The organism is Sphingobium salicis subsp. salicis, from assembly GCF_049472635.1.
GTDB classification, from domain to species: Bacteria; Pseudomonadota; Alphaproteobacteria; order Sphingomonadales; family Sphingomonadaceae; genus Sphingobium; species Sphingobium yanoikuyae_A.
The window spans coordinates 4,926,721-4,946,390 of the sequence record NZ_JAYRCS010000001.1; the positions used below are offsets into that span (position 1 = coordinate 4,926,721).

A 19,670-nucleotide genomic window follows, 5' to 3' on the forward strand; every position below is an offset into this window, starting at 1 on the left:
CCGCGGAAGCGGGGATCCATCTCCCGACGATGCAACTATGCGCCAAGTCAGGAGATGGGTTCCCGCCTTCGCGGGAATGACGACGGGAAATCAGGTCAGCGCGCGCCTTCGGCGTAGTAGCGCTCCATGTCGAGGCGCATCTGGTGCAGCGCTTCCGGGTTCAGATAGACCATGTGGCCCGCCGGATAATATTTGAACTGCAGGTTCGGCCGCAGCGCCGGCTCCAGCATCATGTGCTTCAAGTCCCGCTCGGTCGAGAAGAAGGGCGTCGCCATGTCATAATAGCCATTGAGCGACAGCACGCGCAGATGCGGGTTGATGCGCATCGCGGTGCTGAGGTCGGCGGTGACGTCGGCGACATTCTGCTTGCGGCCCGACGGCGGCTCATGGCTCCAGTCCCAGTTGAAGGCGCCGCCTTCCCGCGCGCTCAGCCGATAGCTGAGGTCGGTCTGATAGCCGAGCTTGTTGGTCAGCTGATCCAGGAAGCTGCCGACATAAAGGCCGCTGATCGCGGTATCGGACGGATCATATTCGGGATCCTCGCCCGCCGCATCCTCGTCGATCCCCTTGTAGCGGCTGTCGAACCGCCCCAGCGTTTCGCGCCCGTCGCGCAGCAATTCCTTGCGGAAGCGGCTGAGGCTGACGCGCAGATTGGCGCGCTTCAAATAATCGACTGACAGGCCGGTGAAGCGGCTCATCTGCTGGGCGACGGCGTCCTCTTCCTGGGCGCTGATGTCCTGGCCCTTCAGCAGCGCGGCGGCATAGGGGCCGTTGGCAAACTGGCGCGCTTCCTCGACAAAGGCTTCCAGGCTGGCCGGGCGGCCGCCGGGAACGCGATTATGATACCAGGCGGTCGCGGCATAGCTTGGCAGATAGCCGATATGGATGGTGTCGAAGCCCGACTGGCGCACGCCATAATTCATGATCGACGAGAGCAGGATGACGCCGTTCAGCGCCATGCCGCGATCTTCCAGTTGATAGGCCAGCGCGCCCGATCGGGTGGTGCCATAGCTTTCGCCGAAAATATATTTGGGGTCGCCCCAGCGGCCATTCTTGGTGGTGTAGCGCAGGATCGCCTTGGCAAACGCATCGACATCCTGGTCGACACCATAGAAGTCGGCGCCCTTGGCATCGCCCAGCGGCCGCGAATAGCCCGATCCCACCGCATCCAGGAACACCATGTCGGTGCTGCCGATCAGGCTGTCAGGATTGGGGCCGACATCGAAGGGTGCGGGCGCGACCGCTTCGGGATTGCCGGTGCGGACATGGTCGGGCGCAAAGCTGCCCATGCGTAGCCACAGCGAGGCCGAACCGGGACCGCCATTGTAGAAGAAGGTCAGAGGTCGATGCTTACCGGGCGCGGTATAGGCGGTGTAGAAGACGCTGGCGGTCGGCTTGCCCTGCGCGTCGCGGATGGTCAGCGTGCCGGCGGTCGCGGTGTAGGCGATCGACTTGCCGTCGACGCTGGCCGTGCCCTTGCTGGTCTTGGTCACTTCCTCGACCGGGGCACTGGCCCAGTTCTTGGCGATCTCGTCCGCCGTCTGCTCGGCATGCTGCTTGGCGGCGTCGGGCGCGCCATCCTTCTGGGCGAGGGCAGGGTGGGACAGGGAAAGGGCGAGGAGGGAAGCAAAGCCAAGGGTGGCGGTCAGCCGCATGGGGTGTCCTTTTCTTTTCAGGGTGCGAACCTGACGCGGTGTCATAGGCGGCTGCCACAGCGGGGCAAGGGAAACATCATAACATGACAGGATATTCATCTGCGCTTCGGCCGATGCTTCCGCTGCCCTTGCCGCATCGCGTCATTTCCTGTAGGGGCGCGCCCGAAGCCTCTGCGCGGCCTTGTGTCGGCCAGGGGAGCCCCATATCCCAAAGGCAAGACATGTCCCTGCGTAATATCGCGATCATCGCGCACGTCGACCATGGCAAGACCACGCTCGTCGACCAGCTTTTCCGCCAGTCCGGCACCTTCCGCGACAACCAGCGCGTCGAAGAGCGCGCCATGGACTCGAACGACCTGGAAAAGGAACGCGGCATCACCATTCTGGCGAAGCCCACCTCGGTCGAATGGAACGGCACCCGCATCAACATCGTCGATACGCCCGGCCACGCCGACTTCGGCGGCGAAGTGGAGCGCATCCTCTCGATGGTCGACGGCGTGATCCTGCTGGTCGATTCGTCGGAAGGCGCGATGCCGCAGACCAAGTTCGTGACCGGCAAGGCGCTGGCGCTCGGCCTGAAGCCCATCGTCGTCGTCAACAAGGTCGACCGACCCGACGAGCGCATCCAGGAAGTGCTGGACGAAGTGTTCGACCTGTTCGTGACGCTTGACGCCACCGACGAACAGCTCGACTTCCCCGTCCTCTACGCCTCGGGCCGCAACGGCTATGCCAGCGAGGATTCGCAGCGCCGTGAAGGCACGCTGGAGCCGCTGTTCCAGAAGATCGTCGACCATGTCCCGCCGCCGTCGCTGGACCAGGACGCGCCGTTCAGCTTCCTCGTGACGCTGCTCGATCGCGACAACTTCCTGGGTCGTATCCTGACCGGCCGCGTCCAGTCGGGCACGGTCAAGGTCAACCAGCCGATCCACGCGCTCGACGCCGACGGCAATGTGATCGAAACCGGCCGTGCGTCGAAGATCATGTCGTTCCAGGGCCTGGACCGCGTGCCGGTCGAGGAAGCCAAGGCAGGCGACATCATCTCGCTCGCCGGCCTCACCGTCGCGACCGTGGCCAACACCATTTCCGATCCGCAGGTCAGCACCCCGATCAAGGCCCAGCCGATCGATCCGCCGACCCTGTCGATGCGCTTTGCCGTGAACGACTCGCCGATGGCCGGCCGTGAAGGCAGCAAGGTGACGAGCCGCATGATCCGCGATCGTCTGGCCCGCGAAGCCGAATCCAACGTCGCCATCAAGGTGACGGAATCGGACGACAAGGACAGCTTCGAAGTCGCCGGTCGTGGCGAGCTTCAGCTGGGCGTTCTGATCGAAACCATGCGCCGCGAAGGCTTTGAACTCGGCATCTCGCGTCCGCGCGTGCTGTTCGGCGAAGACGAGAATGGCGGCAAGACCGAGCCGTACGAAACCGTCGTCATCGACGTGGACGATGAGTTCTCGGGCACGGTCGTCGACAAGATGAACATCCGCAAGGCCGAGATGACCGACATGCGTCCCTCGGGCGGCGGCAAGACCCGCATCACCTTCTCGGCGCCCTCGCGCGGCCTGATCGGCTATCATGGCGAATTCCTGTCCGACACGCGCGGCACCGGCATCATGAACCGCCTGTTCGAGAAGTACGGCCCCCACAAGGGCAAGATCGAAGGCCGCAAGAATGGCGTCCTGATCTCGAACGGCGCCGGCGAAGCCAATGCCTACGCCCTGGGTCCGCTCGAAGATCGCGGCATCCTGTTCGTCGGCGTGGGTGAAGCCCTCTATGAAGGCATGATCATCGGCGAAAACGCCAAGCCGGAAGATCTCGAAGTCAACCCGATGAAGTCGAAGGCGCTGACCAACTTCCGCGCCAGCGGCAAGGACGACGCCGTCCGCCTGACCCCGCCGAAGAAGATGACGCTGGAACAGGCGATCGCTTACATCGACGACGATGAAATGGTCGAAGTCACGCCCAAGACCATCCGTCTGCGCAAGCGCTACCTCGACCCGAACGAGCGCAAGCGCATGAGCCGCTCGAAGGCCGCTTGATTTATCAGGGCGGCCCATATGCAGGCCGCCTGATTTTCAGGTAAGTAGGTTTCGAAAGGGCCGGTGTCGCGAGGCGCCGGCCCTTTTCCTTTATCCAGGAGGCTGCAATGGCCGATCTCTATCTCAAGGCGCTGGAATCCGAGCGGCGCAAATTATGGGCCGAATGCCGCCTCAAGGGCCTGCCCAAGGGCACGCCGGAACGCGAGCGGATCGTCGAGATCGATGCTCTGCTCAAGGCGCACAAGGCCAAGAAGGACGGCAAGTCCGCCGGCCAGTGAAGGCCGCCATTTTCCGGTCGGCTCAGCATAAATCCCGATAGGCGGGAAGGGCATGCTTCCTATCGTCGCGGTTCTCATGAGCCGAGGCGAAGCGGAAGGGCGTGCAAGTGACCAACGAAGCGGATGCGGAGGGGCACGACCTGTTCGAATGGGGGCCGCCGCGCGGGCTGCCCGGCCTTGTCCGCCTGTCGGTGCCGGCCCTGCCCACGGTCCGCGCCCGCGCCCTGCTTGCGTTGGCGCTCGGCTGGTTGCCGCTCCTGCTGCTCATCCTCGTCCTGCCGGGCCATGACCGGGCCGGCGATCTGCGCCATTTCCTGCGCGACATCGGGGCGCATGCCCGCTTCGCCTTTGCCGTGCCGCTCCTGCTGGTCGCCCATGTCGAAACCGCGCGACGACTGGGCGCGGTGGTGCGCCATTTCGCCATTTCCGGGCTGATCCCGCCCGAAGCCGGGGATGGACTGAAGGCTGAACTGGCCAGGGCGCGCGCGGCGGTGCGTGCGCCGGTCGCCGAACTGCTGGTGCTGCTCGCCGCCTATGCGGTCATCCTGTGGTTGTTCGCGACCGGCATTTCGAATCATGGCCTGCCGGCCTGGACCATCGCCGGGCCGGGGCGGCTATCGGCGGCCGGCTGGTGGCATATGCTGGTCAGCCTGCCGCTGTTGCTGACGCTGCTCATGGGCTGGCTCTGGCGCATCCTCGTGTGGACGCGGCTGCTGCACAAGGTCGCGGCCATGGACCTGCGGCTGGTCGTCGCCCATCCCGACAATGCCGGCGGCCTGGGCTTTCTGGCCCAGTCGGTCCGGGCCTTCGGCACTTTTGCGCTGGGGATCGGCTGCATCACCGCGGGACGCTTCGCCAATGTCCATCTCCAGGGTGCAGCGACGCCGATGACCGGCGGCTTCCTGATCGGTGGCACGGTGGCGCTGGTGCTGCTGCTGTGCGTGGCGCCGCTGGGCGTGTTCCGCCCGGTCATGGCGCGGGCCTGGCGGCGCAACGCGATGCATTATGGCGCGCTGGCGGTGACGCTTGGCCGGTCGTTCGAGGATCGCTGGTTCGATGGCAGCGCGAACGAACAGCCCGATCTTCTCTCCGCGCCCGATTTTTCGGCGGCGGCCGACCTCTATGGCGTGGTCTCCAACGTCTATGCGATGCGCTTCCTGCCGGTCGACCTGCGCAGCCTGCTGATCCTGATCGCGGCGACGCTGGCGCCCTTTCTTGTGGCGATGTTCCTGTCGATGCCGACTGCGATGGTGCTGCAGGAACTGAAGGGGATGATGCTTTAGCGGTCGAGCGGCAGGATCACCGTGGCGCGCAATCCGCCCTCGGCCCGGTTGGCAAAGCCGATGCTGCCCTCATGTCCCTCGGCAATGGTGCGGGCGATCGACAGGCCCAGGCCCACGCCGCCGGTCTCGCGATTGCGCGACGCTTCGCCGCGATAGAAAGGCTCGCACAGCCGGTCGAGAATCTCGGGCGGAACGCCGGGGCCGGAATCCTCGACATCGACGATCGCCCGGCTACCCTCGACGCGCAGGCTGACCCGCGCCGATCCGCCATAGCGCACCGCATTCTCGACCATGTTGCCGATGCAGCGGCGCAGCGCGAGCGCGTCGCCCTCTATCACCGCGCGCTGGCTGGCGGTGACGACGACATCATGGCCCATGTCGGCCAGGTCGTCGGCCAGCGTCTCGACAATGGCCGACAGGTCGATGCGCGCGCGCTGGCGCCCTTCGGTCCCTTCGCGCATGAAGTCGAGCAGGTCGGTGACCATCGCCCGCATTTCCTGCACATCCGCCTGCGCCTTGGCGCGCGGGCCATCGGGCAATTGTTCCAGGCGGAAGGACAGGCGCGTCATCGGCGTGCGCAGGTCATGGGCGATCGCCACCAGCATGGCGGTGCGTTCCGACACATAATCGGCGATCCGCGCGCGCATGTGATTATAGGCGATGCCCATGGCGCGCACTTCGGGCGGGCCGCCGATCGGCAGCGGCTCGGCGCGTTCCGGCCGCTCGCGCGCGGCGCCTTCGGCCAGCAGGCGGATCGGCTGGGTGATGCGCCGCGCCACCCAATAGGCCGGCAGCAGCAGCAGGATGAAGATGCCCGCCATCAGCGACAGGGTGATCGCATACCAGCGCCAGTTCGGCCCCTGCCGCCCCAGCAGCACCGACCAGTTCTTGCCATCCTCGCGCACGGCCAGGGCAAAGCTGCCGCGCAGCATCATCCGGCCGGGGTCGAACTCCATCCCCATGTCGGGCCGGGGCTCGCCTTCCGGTCCGGGACGCGGCATGCCGATCGGCGGTCGTTCCTGGATCAGCGCCACCGCATTGGCCGGCACGCCCAGCAGGCCGGCAATGCGCTCGGCCCCCGCATGGTTGCTTTCCTGCCCCGCGTCGGCCGTAGGCGCGCGATCGGATTGATAGCGGCTGATCTGCCAGCTTCCGGGTGGCTGGGTGCCGCCGCGCAGCAGGCCGGTCGCCTCCACCAGCATCATCGGCCGGGCATGGGGCGGCGGGCCGCGAAAGGCGACCAGCATCATCGCGCCCAGCGCCAGCAACAGGGTGGCGGCGACCAGAAAGACGATCCGCGTCAGGATCGAGGGGTTGTAGCGCCCCCGCTCGCCGGCGCCCGGCAGCATCGCCGGGCTCACGCCGGGCGGACCTCGGCGGTGAACATATAGCCTTCGTTGCGGATTGTGCGGACCAGTTCGTCGCCCATCTCGCCACGTTCCAGCTTGCGGCGCAGACGGCTGACCTGGACATCGATCGCCCGGTCATAGCTTTCCGCGTCGCTGCCGGCCGAATAGTCGAGCAACTGGTCGCGGCTCAGCACCCGGCGCGGATGCTCGATGAAGGCGCGCAGCAGGCGGAACTCGCCATCGGTCAAGGTGACGACGACATTGTCAGGGTCGGTCAGCAGGCGCACGCCCATGTCGACCTGCCAGCCGGCAAAGCGCAGCCGCTGCCCGGCGGGCACCTGCGGTTCCGATGTCTGGCGGCGATTTCGGCGCAGCACGGTGCGGACGCGGGCGAGCAGTTCGCGCGGATTGCACGGCTTGGGCAGATAATCCTCCGCCCCCATTTCCAGCCCGACGATCCGGTCGATATCGCCGCCGATCGCCGACAGCATGATGATCGGCAGGTCGCCGTCCGCGGCCAGCCGGCGCAGGATCGACAGCCCGTCCTCGCCCGGCATCATCACGTCCAGCACGGCGATGTCGAATGTCTGCGCCGCCAGCGCCTGATCCATCGCCACGCCGTCCGCGACCGCGGTCACGGCAAAGCCATGCTGCTCCAGAAAATCCGACAACAGGATGCGGATGTCCGCATCATCGTCGACCACCAATATGCGCGATCCGTCCATATTGGCGGTCAGCATATCGATTGAAGGCGATCCCTGCAAAGTCATCCGCATAATTCCTGTCAGATGGCGATGCCGACCGTCACCGTGCCGGTGAGGCCATTGGTCGTATCGCCGGTCATGGTGGGCGTCATCGCCGCGACCTGGGCCGACGTGTTGTCGCCGAACACATTGTCGCTGCTGGTGGTGATCTTGGCGAAATTGGTCTTGCTGCTGGAATAGCCGCTGGTCGCATAGACCGTGTTGCAGGCATCCGTCGGCATCGCGAACTGCGACGTCAGCACGCGATTGGCATAGCTGGTCGCCTTGGCCAGGCTGGGATAGACCTCGAAATGGATATGCGGGAAGCGCCCGTCATAGCAGCCGGGGAAGATGCTGGTGAAGGTCACCTGGCCATTGGCGTCGGTCACGCCCACGCCGCGCAGGTAATTTTCGCCCGGCACGGTATAGAGCGAATAGAGGCCGTCGCGGGTGCAATGCCAGATATAGACGGCATAGCCCTCCAGCGGCGCGCAACTGCCATTGACGTTCACCACCGTGATGGTGAGCTGCATATAGATGCCCTCGGCGGTGCCGCTCGACGATCCGAAGCTCGAACGGATGTCGGTGCGCACGATGCCGGTGTCGTCCAGCACATTGACGACGCTGCCATTGCTGCTGTTGGATCCGTCGGCCGGATAGGGGCCGTTGGTTTCCTCCGGATCGGCGATGCAGCTGCTCGACGTCGGGGTCGGCGTGGGTGTGGGCGTCGGGGTAGGGGTGGGCGTCGGCGTGGCGGTCGATGTGTCAGTGTCGCTGTCACTGCCGCCACCACCGCAGGCGGTGATCAGCGCGGCGCTGCCGGCCGAAAAGAGCAGGCGCAACGTGCGGCGGCGGCCCATCGCCTCGCCGGCCAGCTTGCGCATCTGCGCCAGGTCATCGGCCAGGCCATGGCCATGGTCGTCATGCGCGCCATCCTGCATCATCTCGCTCTACCCTTCTGTCGTCTGTGGACTGTCAGAAGGGCAGGATTAGGCGCGCCATATATCCCCGCGATGTCTCGACGTGGCGGCTTTGTAGCGCTTTATGTCAATGCCCCCTCAATGGCCGCGCGGCCGGGCAAAGGCCGGGCGCGGCAGGCTGGCAAGCGCCAGGCTGCTGCCGACCATCAGGACAAGCGTTATCCACAGGAAGGGCGCATAATTGCCGAAGCGGTCGAAAATCGCCGACGCGCCCAATGGCCCGGTGGCGGTGCCGACCGATAGTGCCATCAGCAGCCCGCCATAAAGGCCGCCAAAGGTCTTGAGCCCGAAATGCTGGGTGGTGAGATAGACGATCACGTCGACTTCCGCGCCCAATGTCAGGCCGATCAGCGCGGCCGCCGCGATCAGCAGTGCGACATTGTTTCCGGCGCCCAGCAATAGCAGGCTGGCGGCCGCCGGCAGCAGGAAGACGCCGGCACCGACCAGCGATCCGCGGAACCGGTCGAGCAGCAGCCCAGTCGCCAGCCGGCCGATGATCGAGCAGAGGCCCACGACCGAGGCTATGCCTGCCGCCCGCATCGGGTCCGCGCCGCGATCGGTCAGGATCGGCACGAAATGCACGACCAGCGCGATGATAGTGAAGGTGAAGAGCAGGCTGGCGAGCAGCAGCCGATGATAGATGGAGGAGCGCACCCCTTCGGCCAGCGTGGCGCCGGCTGCGGGTGCGGCAGCGGTGGCCGTAACGGCCTCGCCGCGCCGCCGATCGCGCGCGCCGCGGAAGAAGAGGAAGATCAGCGGAAAGCTGCACGCCGCCCAGATTGCCGCCTGGATCGGCGCGGCGCGCTGCCAGCCATATTGGCCGATCAGCCAGCTGCCCATCAGCGGAAAGATGGCGACCGCGATCGATGCGCCGCACAGGGTGATGGCAAAGGCCAGGCCGCGTGACGCCTCGAACCGGGTGGCGACGGCGCTGGTCCAGATCGTCGCCTGCACCGGCAGGGTGGCGAGCGCCAGCAGCGCCCAGAGCAGATACCATTGGCCGGGGCTGCCGGTCGCCGTGCCCAGCAGGGCAAAGGCGCCACAGGTCAGCAGCACGCCGACCAGCCCGAAGATGCGCGGGCCCAGCCGGTCGACCATCAGGCCGATCGGCACGGAAAAGACCGCCTGGACCAGGGTGGACAGGGTCAGGCCCACCGTCACCTGCGTCCGCGTCCAGCCAAACTGGTCGCTGATCGGCTGGATATAGGGGCCAAGCCCATAGATATGGATAACGCTGGTGGCATAGCCGAGCGCGGCCGCGATCGGCAGCATATAATGACGCCGCCATTCCGTAGCGGCACCGGGCTTGTCGGTTTCCATCAGCATCGCCTCTCCCCATCGCATATTCTGTGTCGCCATGGTTCTGATCGATTTGCCGACAAAAAGCGAGGCTATCTCATTTATATCGCGGGGCGGGATTCCCTGCTGGTTTCCGCGCGCTGGCCCTGTATAGTCGCGCGGTTTGCCCATTCCCGCGAAAGCGCTTCATGCATCTTCTTATCGGCCTCGCCGGCATATTGCTGATTCTTGCCATTGCCTTTGCCCTCTCTTCCAACCGCCGCGCGATCCGGCTGCGCGTGGTCGGAGCCGCCTTCCTGCTGCAGGCGGGGATCGCACTGCTGGTGCTCTATGTGCCGGCCGGACGCGCCATCATCGCGGGCATGTCGCACGGCGTCGCCAATCTGCTGGGCTATGCGCAGGCGGGGACCAATTTCATCTTCGGCCCGCTGGCCAAGCCCGAAATCGGCGGCGCCAGCTTCGCCATCGCCGCGCTGCCGGTGATCATCTTCTTCGCCAGCCTGGTGTCGATCCTCTATTATCTGGGGATCATGCAGTTCATCGTCCGCTGGGTCGGCGGCGCGATCGAGAAGGTGACGGGCGTGTCGAAGGTGGAAAGCCTGTGCGCCGCCGCCAACATCTTCGTCGGCCAGAGCGAAAGCCCGCTGGTGATCCGTCCCTATCTCGCCGGCCTCAACGGGCCGCAGCTGTTCGCGGTGATGACCAGCGGCATGGCGGGCGTCGCCGGCACGATCCTGGCCGCTTATGCCTCGATGGGGATCAAGATCGACTATCTGCTCGCGGCCAGCTTCATGGCGGCGCCCGGCGGCCTGCTGATGGCCAAGATCATGATGCCCGACGAGCCGGAATGCGAACCGGAACTGCCGCTGGAGGATGATATCCACCTGCCCGAAACGCGCCGCGCGGCTGCGGTCGCGGCGGTGCTGAACGCGGAAACCACGCCGGGCGAACCCATGCCCGTCGCTACCCATGACGAGGAAAAGCCCGCCAACATCATCATGGCGGCGGCACAGGGCGCCCAGACCGGCGTCAAGCTGGCCGTCGCCGTCGGCGCCATGGTGCTGGCCTTCGTCGCGCTGGTGGCGCTCGCCAACGGCATCCTCGGCGGTATCGGCGGCATCTTCGGCTATCCCGAACTCAGCTTCCAGCAACTGCTCGGCTATGTCTTCTCGCCGGTCATGTATCTGCTCAACATCCCCTGGAACGAGGCGCAGGTAGCCGGCGGCCTGTTCGGCACCAAGGTCGTGCTCAACGAATTCGTCGCTTATATCAACCTTGGCCAGGTGCAGGACGGCCTGTCGCCCTCGACCATCGCCATCATCACCTTCGCGCTGTGTGGTTTCGCCAATTTCAGCTCGATCGCGATCCAGATGGCGGTGACCGGCAACCTTGCCCCCAATCAGCGGCCGATGATCGCCAAGCTGGGGTTGAAGGCGCTGGTCGCCGGCAGCCTGGCCAATCTGATGAGCGCAGCGCTGGCCGGGTTGATGTTAAGCCTTTAACCAGATCATTTCGATTACTTAACAGAGGCTCTACCCCCGGCTTAACAAATCGGTTATGGTTAACCGATGGGGGAACTTAGATTTTTCGCGGCCGTCTTAACGGCCATCGGCACCATTGGCATGGCAACGGCGCAGACCAACGCGCCCGCGCCCAAGCCTGGCACGCTCGAAACCTACAAGGACTGGACCATCGGTTGCGACAATCGCAACCGGTGCGAGGCGGTGTCGCTGCTGCCCGGCAGCGACTGGCCCGACAATCCGGTGATGGTCGGCGTCGCCCGTTCGGCTGGTCCCGATGCCGCGGCCGAAGTCTGGGTCAGCCGCGATGCCAAGGGTTCCTCCGACGTCAGCTTCCTGGTCGACGGCCGCAAGGTCGCGACGGTGACCGCGCGCGATGGCGATGCCACCCTGCGCGGGCCGCAGGCGTCGGCGCTGGCGATCGCGATGGCGCGCGGCAGCACGATGGAAGTGCGCACCGGCAACCGGTCGCTCGGTCGTCCCTCGCTTGCGGGCGCGGGCGCGGCAATCCGCTACATGGATGCGCGCCAGGGCCGGGCCGGCACCACAACCGCGCTGGTCGCGACCGGGCCGCTCGGGCCGCTGGCGGTGCGGGTCGCGCCGCCGACGCCGGCGATCCATCGCGCGGTCATCGCGGCGGGCGATGCCCCGGCCGCGCTGTGGCGCGAGGAGCGGACCGCGCTCGGCAAGTTCACCGGCTGCACCGACGAGATGGCCAATGGCCAGTCCGAACTGCATCGCCTGTCGAAGAATGAGACGCTGATCCTGGTTCCCTGCGGCGCTGGCGCCTATAATTTCACCACCGTGCCGGTGATCGCCAGCGGCATTCCGGGTCGCCGCAGCTTCCGCTTCGCGCCGTTCGACTATGCCCCCGGTTGGGGCACGGAGGAGATCGGCCATCCCGCCCTGGTCAATGCCGGCTGGGCGCCTGAAAAGTCGCTGCTGCAAAGCTTCGCCAAGGGGCGCGGCATCGGCGATTGCGGCACCAGCCAGACCTATGTCTGGGATGGCAGCCGCTTCCGCCTGACCGAAGCGACCAGCATGGGCGAATGCCGTGGCGCCTGGCGCTGGATTCCCGTCTGGACCGCGCAGGTCGTCGAATAGCACGCAGCTGCAATAGGAAAATTGCAGCCCCGATGGCGCGCTTTGCAATGGAAATATTGCAGCGCACCCACCATATGAAGGGCATGGCAAGCACCGCATCCCTTTCCGACGCGCCGCCGCAAGCCGCCGCTGCGCTGCCCAACCCGATCCGCGCCGTCATCTTCGACATGGACGGCACGCTGCTGGATACGGAGGCCGCGCATCGCGACGCCTTCGCCCGCACCGGCGCGGCGATGGGCTGGCCGATGTCGGACGAGATGCTGCTGTCGATGGTCGGCATCCATCGCGACGAAAATCTGCGGATGCTGGCCGACCGCATGGGGCCGGACTTCCCGGTCGATCAATTCTATGCCGACAGCGATGCGTTGTTCGTCGCCGCGCTGGAGGCGGGCATTCCACTGCGGCCGGGCGCGGAGGTCATATTGGATCATCTGGCCAGGGCCGGCATCCCGATGGCGATCGCGACTTCGACCATGGCCCCCTATGCTCAGCAGCGGCTGGAGAAGGCCGGGCTGCTTCCTTATTTCCAGACCGTCGTGACCCGCAACGACGTCGACCGCCCCAAGCCCGACCCGCAGCCCTATCTGCTGGCGGCCGAGCGGCTGGGCGTCGATCCGGCCGATTGCGTCGCGGTGGAGGACAGCCATGCCGGCGTCCGCGCCGGCGTGGCGGCGGGCATGGCGACGGTGATGATCCCCGACCTCCTGCCGCCGACCGAGGAACTGGTCCTGGCGGCCAGCGCCGTCCTGCCCAGCCTGCACGACCTGCGCGACCTGCTGCTCGCGACGGAATAAGCGGATTGGCGCCGGCTTCAGGGTGTCTGAAGCATCGGTTCCAGATCGCGCACCGCATGGATGACGCGCTGGACGGTGACCATCTCTCCGTCCACATGATAGGCGATCAATAGCCGGCGCTCGAAGGTCAATGTCCTCAGGCCCGCGATCAGATCATCGCGCGGAGATCCGCGATCGGGGAAGTCGGACAGTGCGGCAACGCGCTCCTCGATCCGGGCCAGATAGCGGTCGGCCGTGGCGAGGTCGGCTTCCGCACGCACCCAATGGTGAATCGCAATCAGATCCTCGATCGCCAATGCCGACAATTGGACATGATGGCTCATGCCTTGTCGATCGCGGCCCTGACCTGCGCAAATGCCTTGTCGATCGGCACCGGGGGACGCGGATCGGCCAGCGCTTCTGCCACGCGGACGCGCACCAGTTCGTCCAGCACAGCCTCTTCGCGATCCAGCGCGCGCAGACCGGCGCGCATGACTTCACTCATGGATGCATAGCGGCCGGACGCCAGATGGCGCTCGGCATGGGATGTCATTTCGCCCAGCGTCACGGTGATTGCTTTCGCGGCCATGCCTGTCTCCATTCCGATATGATTTTATCATATCGCATCTTCGGTTTCGATGCCAGTTGCCGGGCCGCGGCAAGAGCGCCGCCCTCGCTTTCCTACTCGGCCTTTCTCTGATCTATCCTGGGCGATGGAAGCCGTACTTCATTCCAACCCCGGACCATGGCGTTTCAGCCGCCCAGTGTCGCTTCACTGTCGCCTCGTTGTTGCGTCCGTGTCGCGTCTAAGGCGCGTCGCCCTGACCCGATTGTCGCACCAGTGTCGCTTCACCGGCGCGTTGCAGGCGCATAGCCGGCGCATTTGGCCGGAATCGGCCTCACGACACTGTGAACTTCGACTGTCGCGTGAAATTCCCCGGCCGTTTCTACCCCGCCTTCGCCAGCACCAGCGCGAACAGACCGTCCGGGTCCATCCATTCGGTCGTGGGTTCCCATCCGCCCGCGCGCAGCAGCAGCCGTTCGTCGCGTGCGCCATATTTATGGCTGCTCTCGGTATGGATGGTCTCGCCTGCCTTCATGTGGAAACATTGGCCCGCGACATGGAAATGCAGCGGCTCGGTCGCTTCCAGATGCATCTCGATCCGCGCCTTCTCGTCATTCCAGATGGCGCGATGGGCAAAGGCCTCGACCGGCAGGTCGCCCTCCAGTTCGCGGTTGATCCGTACCAGCAGGTTGCGGTTGAAGGCGGCGGTGACACCGGCTTCATCGTCATAGGCGGCGATCAGCCGGTCGCGATCCTTGATCCGGTCCATGCCGATCAGCAGCATCGCATCGTTGCCCAGCAACCGGCGCATCGCGCGCAGCAGGTCTACGGCGGTGTCCGGTTCGCTGTTGCCGATGGTGGAGCCGGGGAAGAAACCAAGCCGCGGCAGGCCATCGATCGCATCGGGCAGGGCCAATGTGCCGGTGAAGTCGCCGACCAGCGGCAGCACCGGCAGGCCGGGAAAGGCGCTCGCCAGTTCGGCGCTGCTGGTGCGCAGGAAATCGCCACTGATGTCGATCGGCACATAGGCGGCGGGATCGATTGCGCGCAGCAGGTGCGGCGTCTTGCGCGCGCTGCCGGCGCCGAATTCCACCACCGCCCGACCGGCGCCGATGGTGGTGGCGAAATCATCGCCATGGCCGGCCAGCAGCGCGGTTTCGGTGCGGGTCGGATAATATTCGGGCAGGTCGGTAATATCCTCGAACAATTCCGATCCGCGCCGGTCATAGAACCAGATGGGCGGGGTCGCCTTGGGCGATCGGGCAAGGCCGGCCAAGATATCGCGACGAAAGGCCGGGTCGATGGTGCGGGCGGCGGGCATGTCATGTGTCAGCAGCATGGGGCTTACAGATCCTTGGCCAGCCGCAGTCCCGTGAACTGCCAGCGTTGATGGGGGTGGAAGAAATTGCGGTAACTGGCGCGGACATGGCCGCGCGGGGTGGCGCAGCTGCCGCCCTTCAGCACGAACTGCCCGGACATGAACTTGCCATTATATTCGCCGACCGCGCCGGGGGCGGTGCGAAAGCCGGGATAGGGGCGATAGGCGCTGCCGGTCCATTCCCACACATCGCCGAACATCTGGGTCAGGCTGGTGCCGTCTTCGGCGGCGCGGGGGCGGGGGCAGGCGGCGCCGTCCAGTTGTTCGCCACTGGTGGGCGCGATGTTGAGCGCCGCGCTTTCCCATTCCGCCTCGGTCGGCAGGCGCGCGCCCGCCCAACTGGCATAGGCATCTGCCTCATACAGGCTGATATGGCAGGCCGGGGCGGCGGGATTGACCGGCTGGCGTCCGTCCAGGCTGAAACGGGTCCAGCCCTTCTCGCCGCGCTGCCAGTAGAGCGGCGCCTCGATCCCTTCCGCCTGGACCCAAGCCCAGCCATCCGACAGCCACAGAGACGGATCACGATAGCCGCCATCCTCGATGAAGCTGATCCAATCGCCATTGGTGATCGGCCTATGGGCCAGGGCGTGGGGGCGCAGGAAGACCTTGTGGCGCGGCCCCTCGCAATCGAAGGCGAAACCGGTCTTGCCGTCGTCGCCGATCTCGACCAGCCCCTCGCGTCCCTCGATCCAGTGCAGCGGTCCGGGCACCGGCGCGGGCATCGCCCTGGGCGCATCGAACAGGGCGGGCGCGATGGGATTGAGCGAAAAAAGATGCTGCAGGTCGGTCAGCAGCAATTCCTGATGCTGCTGCTCATGCTGCAGGCCCAGCGTCACCAGCGTGCAGGCGGCCTCCGGCAGATGCGGCATGGCGGCCAGCAGCGCGGCATCGACATGGGCGCGATAGGCGCGCACCTCGTTCAGGCTCGGCCGGGTCAGCATGCCCCGCATCGGCCGGGCATGGCGCGGCCCTTCGGCCTCATAATAGCTGTTGAACAGATAGGCGAAGCGGTCGTCGAACGGGCGATAGCCCTCGACATGATCGCGCAGGACGAAGGTTTCGAAGAACCAGCTGACATGGGCCAGATGCCATTTGGCGGGCGATGCGTCGGGCATCGACTGCACCGTGGCATCAGCGTCCGACAGGGGCGTCGCCAGCGCCTGCGTAAGGGCGCGGACGGCGCGATAGCGCTCCGCCAGCGCATCCTGTCCGGGCTGGATCCAGATTTTGGCCATGCACGCCCCTTTCGATACGGTTGCACCGCTCTCGCAAGGGGTAAGCGCATGACCGGGCAGGTCGGTTCCTTGCCGGCCCGCTGCGGCGCAGAATCAGGCGGCGGTGCGCTCCGGCCGGGCACGGCGCAGCTGGTTGCGACCATTGGCCTTGGCTTCGTACAGCGCCTGGTCGGCAAGGCGCAGCACCTCGTCCATCTCCTCGCCCTTCCAGCGACAGATGCCGGCGGAAAAGGTGATCGGTCGGCCATCGACATCGCCCAGCGGATGCTCGCGAATCTGTTCGGCCAGGCGGGCCAGCGACCAGCTCGCTTCATCCTCGATGCAATGCTGGAAGAAGACGGCGAATTCCTCGCCACCCCAGCGCGCAACCATGTCGATGCGCCGGATCTGGGCCGACAGGCGGGTCGCGAAATCGCGCAGCACCCGATCGCCCTCGTCATGGCCCAGCCGGTCATTGACCTGCTTGAAATGGTCGATGTCGATGATCGCGATGCAGCCCTGGCGCTTCTCGACCGGCAGCTCTTCGATCTGCGCCAGCAGGCCGCGCCGGTTGGCGATGCCGGTCAGCGGATCCTCATGCGCCGCCACCTGCAATTCGTCCATCTGCGCGCGGGTCGACGTCGCGGCGCGGTGAACGCCGGCATAGAGGGTGCGGATCACGTCGCCGACTTCGGGCAGGACCGGCGCTTCCGGACTGTCGGGGCGCAGCGTATCGGCCAGCGCATGGATCGGGCTCAGCAGCGCGCCGATCCCCATCAGCGCCATGATCGTGCCGACCAGCGTGGCGCCAAGCAGCAGCAGGAACTCGGCCAGTGCGATCCGGCCGGTGGCCATGCCCCAGCTGATATAGCCGATCAGCGGCAGATGGGTCGCGACGAAACAGAGTGCGAACAGGCGCAGGCGCAGGCTGCGCGGAAAGATGAAGGATGTTGCCAGATAGAATTGCATCTTGGCCCTCTCACTAATTGCGAATAACCCGCAAATTTGGAGAATTGGCTAAACGCGCTCTGAATGAATAGGGTTAATGTTGCGGTGCAAGGCAAAGCGTGGCCGATGGTAGCCAGGCCGTTGAAATCAGACCTGTCTTGACGCGCCCGGCACCCATTTAACATCGCCCGCGCCATTGTCGTTCAGCCGGCGGGCGAGCACGAACAGCAGGTCGGACAGGCGGTTGAGATAGGCCAGCGCCTGCGGATTGAGCGCGACATCGGTGGCGGCGGCCGTGGCGCTGCGCTCGGCCCGGCGGGTGATCGCACGGGCGAGGTGGACCGCGGCGGAGGTCGGACTGCCGCCCGGCAGGATGAAGCTGTCGAGCGGGGCCAGATCGGCATTCATGTCGTCGATCTGCTGCTCCAGTCGCGCGACCTGCCCGGCAATGATGCGCAGCGCCCAGGGTTCGTCCGCGCCATCCGGGATCGGGGTGGCAAGGTCCGCGCCCAGATCGAACAAATCATTCTGGATGGTGGTCAGCCAGGCTGCTTCGGGCCTGTCGCCGATCGCCAGGATGGCGAGGCCGATCGCGCTGTTCGCCTCGTCCACGTCGCCCACCGCCTGCATGCGCGGCGCATGTTTGGGCAGGCGCGACCCATCGACCAGACCGGTCGTGCCCGCGTCCCCGGTGCGGGTGTAGATCTTGTTGAGCTTGACCATCAGCCCTCAGCCATTGCCCTTCATCATCAGCAGCAAGGCGATGATGATGACGGCGCCGGCCTGGAACAGGATGCGGTTCATCATCATCCGGTTCTGCTTCAGGCTGGACGGGCGCGGCGCCCCCTCCGGCAGGTTCAGTTCCTCCTTCGTCGCCTGGAGGAAGGCGATGATGCCGCGGACAAGCGCGAACAGGGTCGCGGCCATGGCAAGGATCAGGGCGATGACGAGCACGGTGGTCATAAGGCGATGCTAGGCCGCTCCGGCGGTGATGCCAACCGGAAAGCGCCCGGCGCGCAGATCATCGGCCAGGCGCTGCGGGTCCATGCCGGCGCCGCGCAGTTCGGCGAGCGCGATCGCGCCGTCCCGCTTCGCCAGCCGCTTGCCATCGGCGCCCAGCAGCAGCGGGTGGTGGATATAGGCGGGGCTTGGCAGGTCGAGCAGCGCCTGCAGCAGGCGATGGATGTCGGTCGCGGCGCGCAGGTCATTGCCGCGCAGCACATGGGTGACGCCCATCGCCGCATCGTCCAGCGTGCAGGACAGATGATAGCTGGCCGGCGCATCCTTGCGCGCCAGCACGACATCACCGGCCGCCGCCGGATCGGCAGGGCTGTCGATGGCGTGCGCATCAAGGTCGATGGGATAGGGCAGGGCGGCCCAGCGGAGTGGCCCCGCCCGTGCGACCGCCGCCTGCATGTCGATCCGCCAGGCATGGGGCATGCCCGCCGCGATGCGCTCCGCGCGCACGGCGATCGGTAGGGCGCGACAGGTGCCGGGATAGACCGGGCCTTCCGGGCCATGCGGCGCGGTCAGGCTCGCCTGGATATCGGCGCGCGTGCAGAAGCAGGGATAGAGCAGGTCCATCGCGCGCAGTCGGTCGAGCGCTGCGTCATAGTCGGCCAGGCGCTGCGACTGGAAGATGATCTCCCCATCCCATGCCACGCCCAGCCAGCGCAGATCCTCGACAATCCCGTCGACATGTTCGGGCCGGCTGCGGGTGCCGTCGATATCCTCGATCCGCAGGCGAAAGGCGCCACCCGCGGCCCGTGCCAGGTCCATCGCCATCAGCGCCGACCAGCCATGGCCGACATGCAATCGACCGGTGGGGCTTGGCGCGAAACGACTCACAAGATGCTGTGGTGCGGTGGATTGAGTCATACAGGCTCTTGACGGCGGATATTCGTTAATGCTGTCATGCTCTTGTCACGTTGTTGGTCGATCAGCGGCGTCGGCAAGGGGGTAGAGGCGACTATGTACCATCCCGACCTGATACGGCATCCGGAAAACTGCCCGGCGCTGGTTTTGAATGCGGACTATACCCCGCTCAGCTATTATCCCCTGAGCCTGTGGCCCTGGCAGACCGCCATCAAGGCGATTTTTCTGGAGCGGGTGGATATCGTCTCTTCCTATGAGCGGGAAGTCCACAGCCCCAGCCTGCAGATGCGCATCCCCTCGGTCATCGCGCTCAAGCAATATGTGCGGCCCTCGGAGCATCCGGCCTTCACCCGGTTCAACCTGTTCCTGCGCGATCGTTTCAGCTGCCAATATTGCGGCACGACGCATGATCTGACCTTCGACCATGTCGTGCCGCGCCGCGCGGGTGGCCGCACCACCTGGGAGAATGTCGCGACCGCCTGTTCGCCCTGCAATCTCAAGAAGGGCGGGCGCACCCCGCGCGAAGCGGGCATGCAACTCCATGTCCAGCCGATCCGGCCGACCAGCTGGCAGCTGCAGGAACATGGCCGCGCCTTTCCGCCCGGCTATCTTCACGAAAGCTGGCACGACTGGCTCTATTGGGATGTCGAACTGCTGGCCTGACGCG

General features: G+C 65.9%; 20 protein-coding genes. 7 read left to right on the forward strand and 13 right to left on the reverse strand.

Annotated elements, in window-relative coordinates; all coding sequences use genetic code 11:
• Positions 1-95: 95 nt before the first annotated feature.
• On the reverse strand, positions 96-1,655 hold the full coding sequence (locus VHN57_RS23815) for a S10 family peptidase (protein ID WP_278987186.1): 1,560 nt from the start codon (positions 1,653-1,655) through the stop codon (positions 96-98).
• Positions 1,656-1,876: 221 nt separating this feature from the next.
• Here VHN57_RS23815 and typA point away from each other — a divergent pair, with 221 nt between their 5' ends.
• From typA to VHN57_RS23830, 3 genes are all read left to right on the forward strand, one after another.
• Positions 1,877-3,694, forward strand: a complete 1,818-nt coding sequence (gene typA / locus VHN57_RS23820; RefSeq protein ID WP_069336852.1) for a translational GTPase TypA — start codon at positions 1,877-1,879, stop codon at positions 3,692-3,694.
• 107 nt (positions 3,695-3,801) lie between these two features.
• Positions 3,802-3,972 (forward strand): hypothetical protein, encoded by a 171-nt coding sequence (locus VHN57_RS23825; RefSeq protein ID WP_278987182.1) that lies wholly within the window; start codon positions 3,802-3,804, stop codon positions 3,970-3,972.
• A 107-nt stretch (positions 3,973-4,079) separates the two neighbouring features.
• The gene (locus tag VHN57_RS23830; RefSeq protein WP_423285871.1) at positions 4,080-5,255 is read left to right on the forward strand and encodes a hypothetical protein; all 1,176 of its coding nucleotides are present in this window, start codon (positions 4,080-4,082) and stop codon (positions 5,253-5,255) included.
• Here the strand turns inward: VHN57_RS23830 and VHN57_RS23835 are convergent.
• The 4 genes from VHN57_RS23835 to VHN57_RS23850 all read right to left on the reverse strand — a co-directional run bounded on the left by VHN57_RS23835 (position 5,252) and on the right by VHN57_RS23850 (position 9,653).
• Positions 5,252-6,604, reverse strand: coding sequence for a sensor histidine kinase (locus VHN57_RS23835; RefSeq protein WP_423285873.1), 1,353 nt, complete (start codon positions 6,602-6,604; stop codon positions 5,252-5,254). The two genes, VHN57_RS23830 and VHN57_RS23835, sit on opposite strands and share 4 nt — an antisense overlap.
• Positions 6,605-6,612: 8 nt before the next feature.
• Positions 6,613-7,374, reverse strand: coding sequence for a response regulator (locus VHN57_RS23840; protein ID WP_423285875.1), 762 nt, complete (start codon positions 7,372-7,374; stop codon positions 6,613-6,615).
• A gap of 14 nt (positions 7,375-7,388) precedes the next feature.
• Positions 7,389-8,291 (reverse strand): dioxygenase family protein, encoded by a 903-nt coding sequence (locus tag VHN57_RS23845; protein WP_278984836.1) that lies wholly within the window; start codon positions 8,289-8,291, stop codon positions 7,389-7,391.
• A 114-nt stretch (positions 8,292-8,405) separates the two neighbouring features.
• The gene (locus VHN57_RS23850; protein ID WP_423285877.1) at positions 8,406-9,653 is read right to left on the reverse strand and encodes an MFS transporter; all 1,248 of its coding nucleotides are present in this window, start codon (positions 9,651-9,653) and stop codon (positions 8,406-8,408) included.
• Between the two features lie 161 nt (positions 9,654-9,814).
• Here VHN57_RS23850 and VHN57_RS23855 point away from each other — a divergent pair, with 161 nt between their 5' ends.
• The 3 genes from VHN57_RS23855 (at position 9,815) to VHN57_RS23865 (ending at position 13,044) form a co-directional block, all read left to right on the forward strand.
• Positions 9,815-11,128, forward strand: a complete 1,314-nt coding sequence (locus tag VHN57_RS23855; RefSeq protein WP_004210148.1) for a NupC/NupG family nucleoside CNT transporter — start codon at positions 9,815-9,817, stop codon at positions 11,126-11,128.
• A 66-nt stretch (positions 11,129-11,194) separates the two neighbouring features.
• Positions 11,195-12,250, forward strand: coding sequence for a DUF1176 domain-containing protein (locus VHN57_RS23860; protein ID WP_423285879.1), 1,056 nt, complete (start codon positions 11,195-11,197; stop codon positions 12,248-12,250).
• A gap of 32 nt (positions 12,251-12,282) precedes the next feature.
• A complete protein-coding gene (locus tag VHN57_RS23865; RefSeq protein WP_278984842.1) occupies positions 12,283-13,044 on the forward strand; it encodes an HAD family hydrolase in 762 nt (253 codons plus the stop codon).
• A gap of 17 nt (positions 13,045-13,061) precedes the next feature.
• On the opposite strand, the gene VHN57_RS23870 is transcribed toward VHN57_RS23865, so the two are convergent.
• The 8 genes from VHN57_RS23870 to gluQRS all read right to left on the reverse strand — a co-directional run bounded on the left by VHN57_RS23870 (position 13,062) and on the right by gluQRS (position 19,006).
• On the reverse strand, positions 13,062-13,367 hold the full coding sequence (locus VHN57_RS23870; RefSeq protein ID WP_278984843.1) for a type II toxin-antitoxin system RelE/ParE family toxin: 306 nt from the start codon (positions 13,365-13,367) through the stop codon (positions 13,062-13,064).
• Entirely contained in the window at positions 13,364-13,612 is a 249-nt protein-coding gene (locus VHN57_RS23875) for a ribbon-helix-helix domain-containing protein (protein ID WP_278984846.1), read from the reverse strand. Before VHN57_RS23875 ends, VHN57_RS23870 begins: the two co-directional genes overlap by 4 nt.
• Positions 13,613-13,970: 358 nt before the next feature.
• A complete protein-coding gene (gene egtD / locus VHN57_RS23880; RefSeq protein ID WP_278984848.1) occupies positions 13,971-14,927 on the reverse strand; it encodes an L-histidine N(alpha)-methyltransferase in 957 nt (318 codons plus the stop codon).
• A gap of 5 nt (positions 14,928-14,932) precedes the next feature.
• Complete coding sequence (egtB, locus tag VHN57_RS23885; RefSeq protein ID WP_423285883.1) at positions 14,933-16,201, reverse strand: ergothioneine biosynthesis protein EgtB; 1,269 nt, start codon at positions 16,199-16,201, stop codon at positions 14,933-14,935.
• A gap of 93 nt (positions 16,202-16,294) precedes the next feature.
• A complete protein-coding gene (locus tag VHN57_RS23890; protein ID WP_278984850.1) occupies positions 16,295-17,149 on the reverse strand; it encodes a GGDEF domain-containing protein in 855 nt (284 codons plus the stop codon).
• Between the two features lie 126 nt (positions 17,150-17,275).
• Complete coding sequence (locus VHN57_RS23895; protein WP_278984852.1) at positions 17,276-17,851, reverse strand: cob(I)yrinic acid a,c-diamide adenosyltransferase; 576 nt, start codon at positions 17,849-17,851, stop codon at positions 17,276-17,278.
• 6 nt (positions 17,852-17,857) lie between these two features.
• Positions 17,858-18,091 carry a twin transmembrane helix small protein gene (locus VHN57_RS23900; RefSeq protein ID WP_004210155.1) on the reverse strand — a complete coding sequence of 78 codons (234 nt, stop codon included), beginning with the start codon at positions 18,089-18,091 and terminating at the stop codon, positions 17,858-17,860.
• Positions 18,092-18,100: 9 nt separating this feature from the next.
• Positions 18,101-19,006 carry a tRNA glutamyl-Q(34) synthetase GluQRS gene (gene gluQRS, locus VHN57_RS23905; RefSeq protein WP_278984854.1) on the reverse strand — a complete coding sequence of 302 codons (906 nt, stop codon included), beginning with the start codon at positions 19,004-19,006 and terminating at the stop codon, positions 18,101-18,103.
• A gap of 93 nt (positions 19,007-19,099) precedes the next feature.
• On the opposite strand from gluQRS, the gene VHN57_RS23910 reads away from it, so the two are divergent.
• Positions 19,100-19,666 carry an HNH endonuclease gene (locus VHN57_RS23910; RefSeq protein ID WP_037506283.1) on the forward strand — a complete coding sequence of 189 codons (567 nt, stop codon included), beginning with the start codon at positions 19,100-19,102 and terminating at the stop codon, positions 19,664-19,666.
• Positions 19,667-19,670 lie beyond the last annotated feature (4 nt).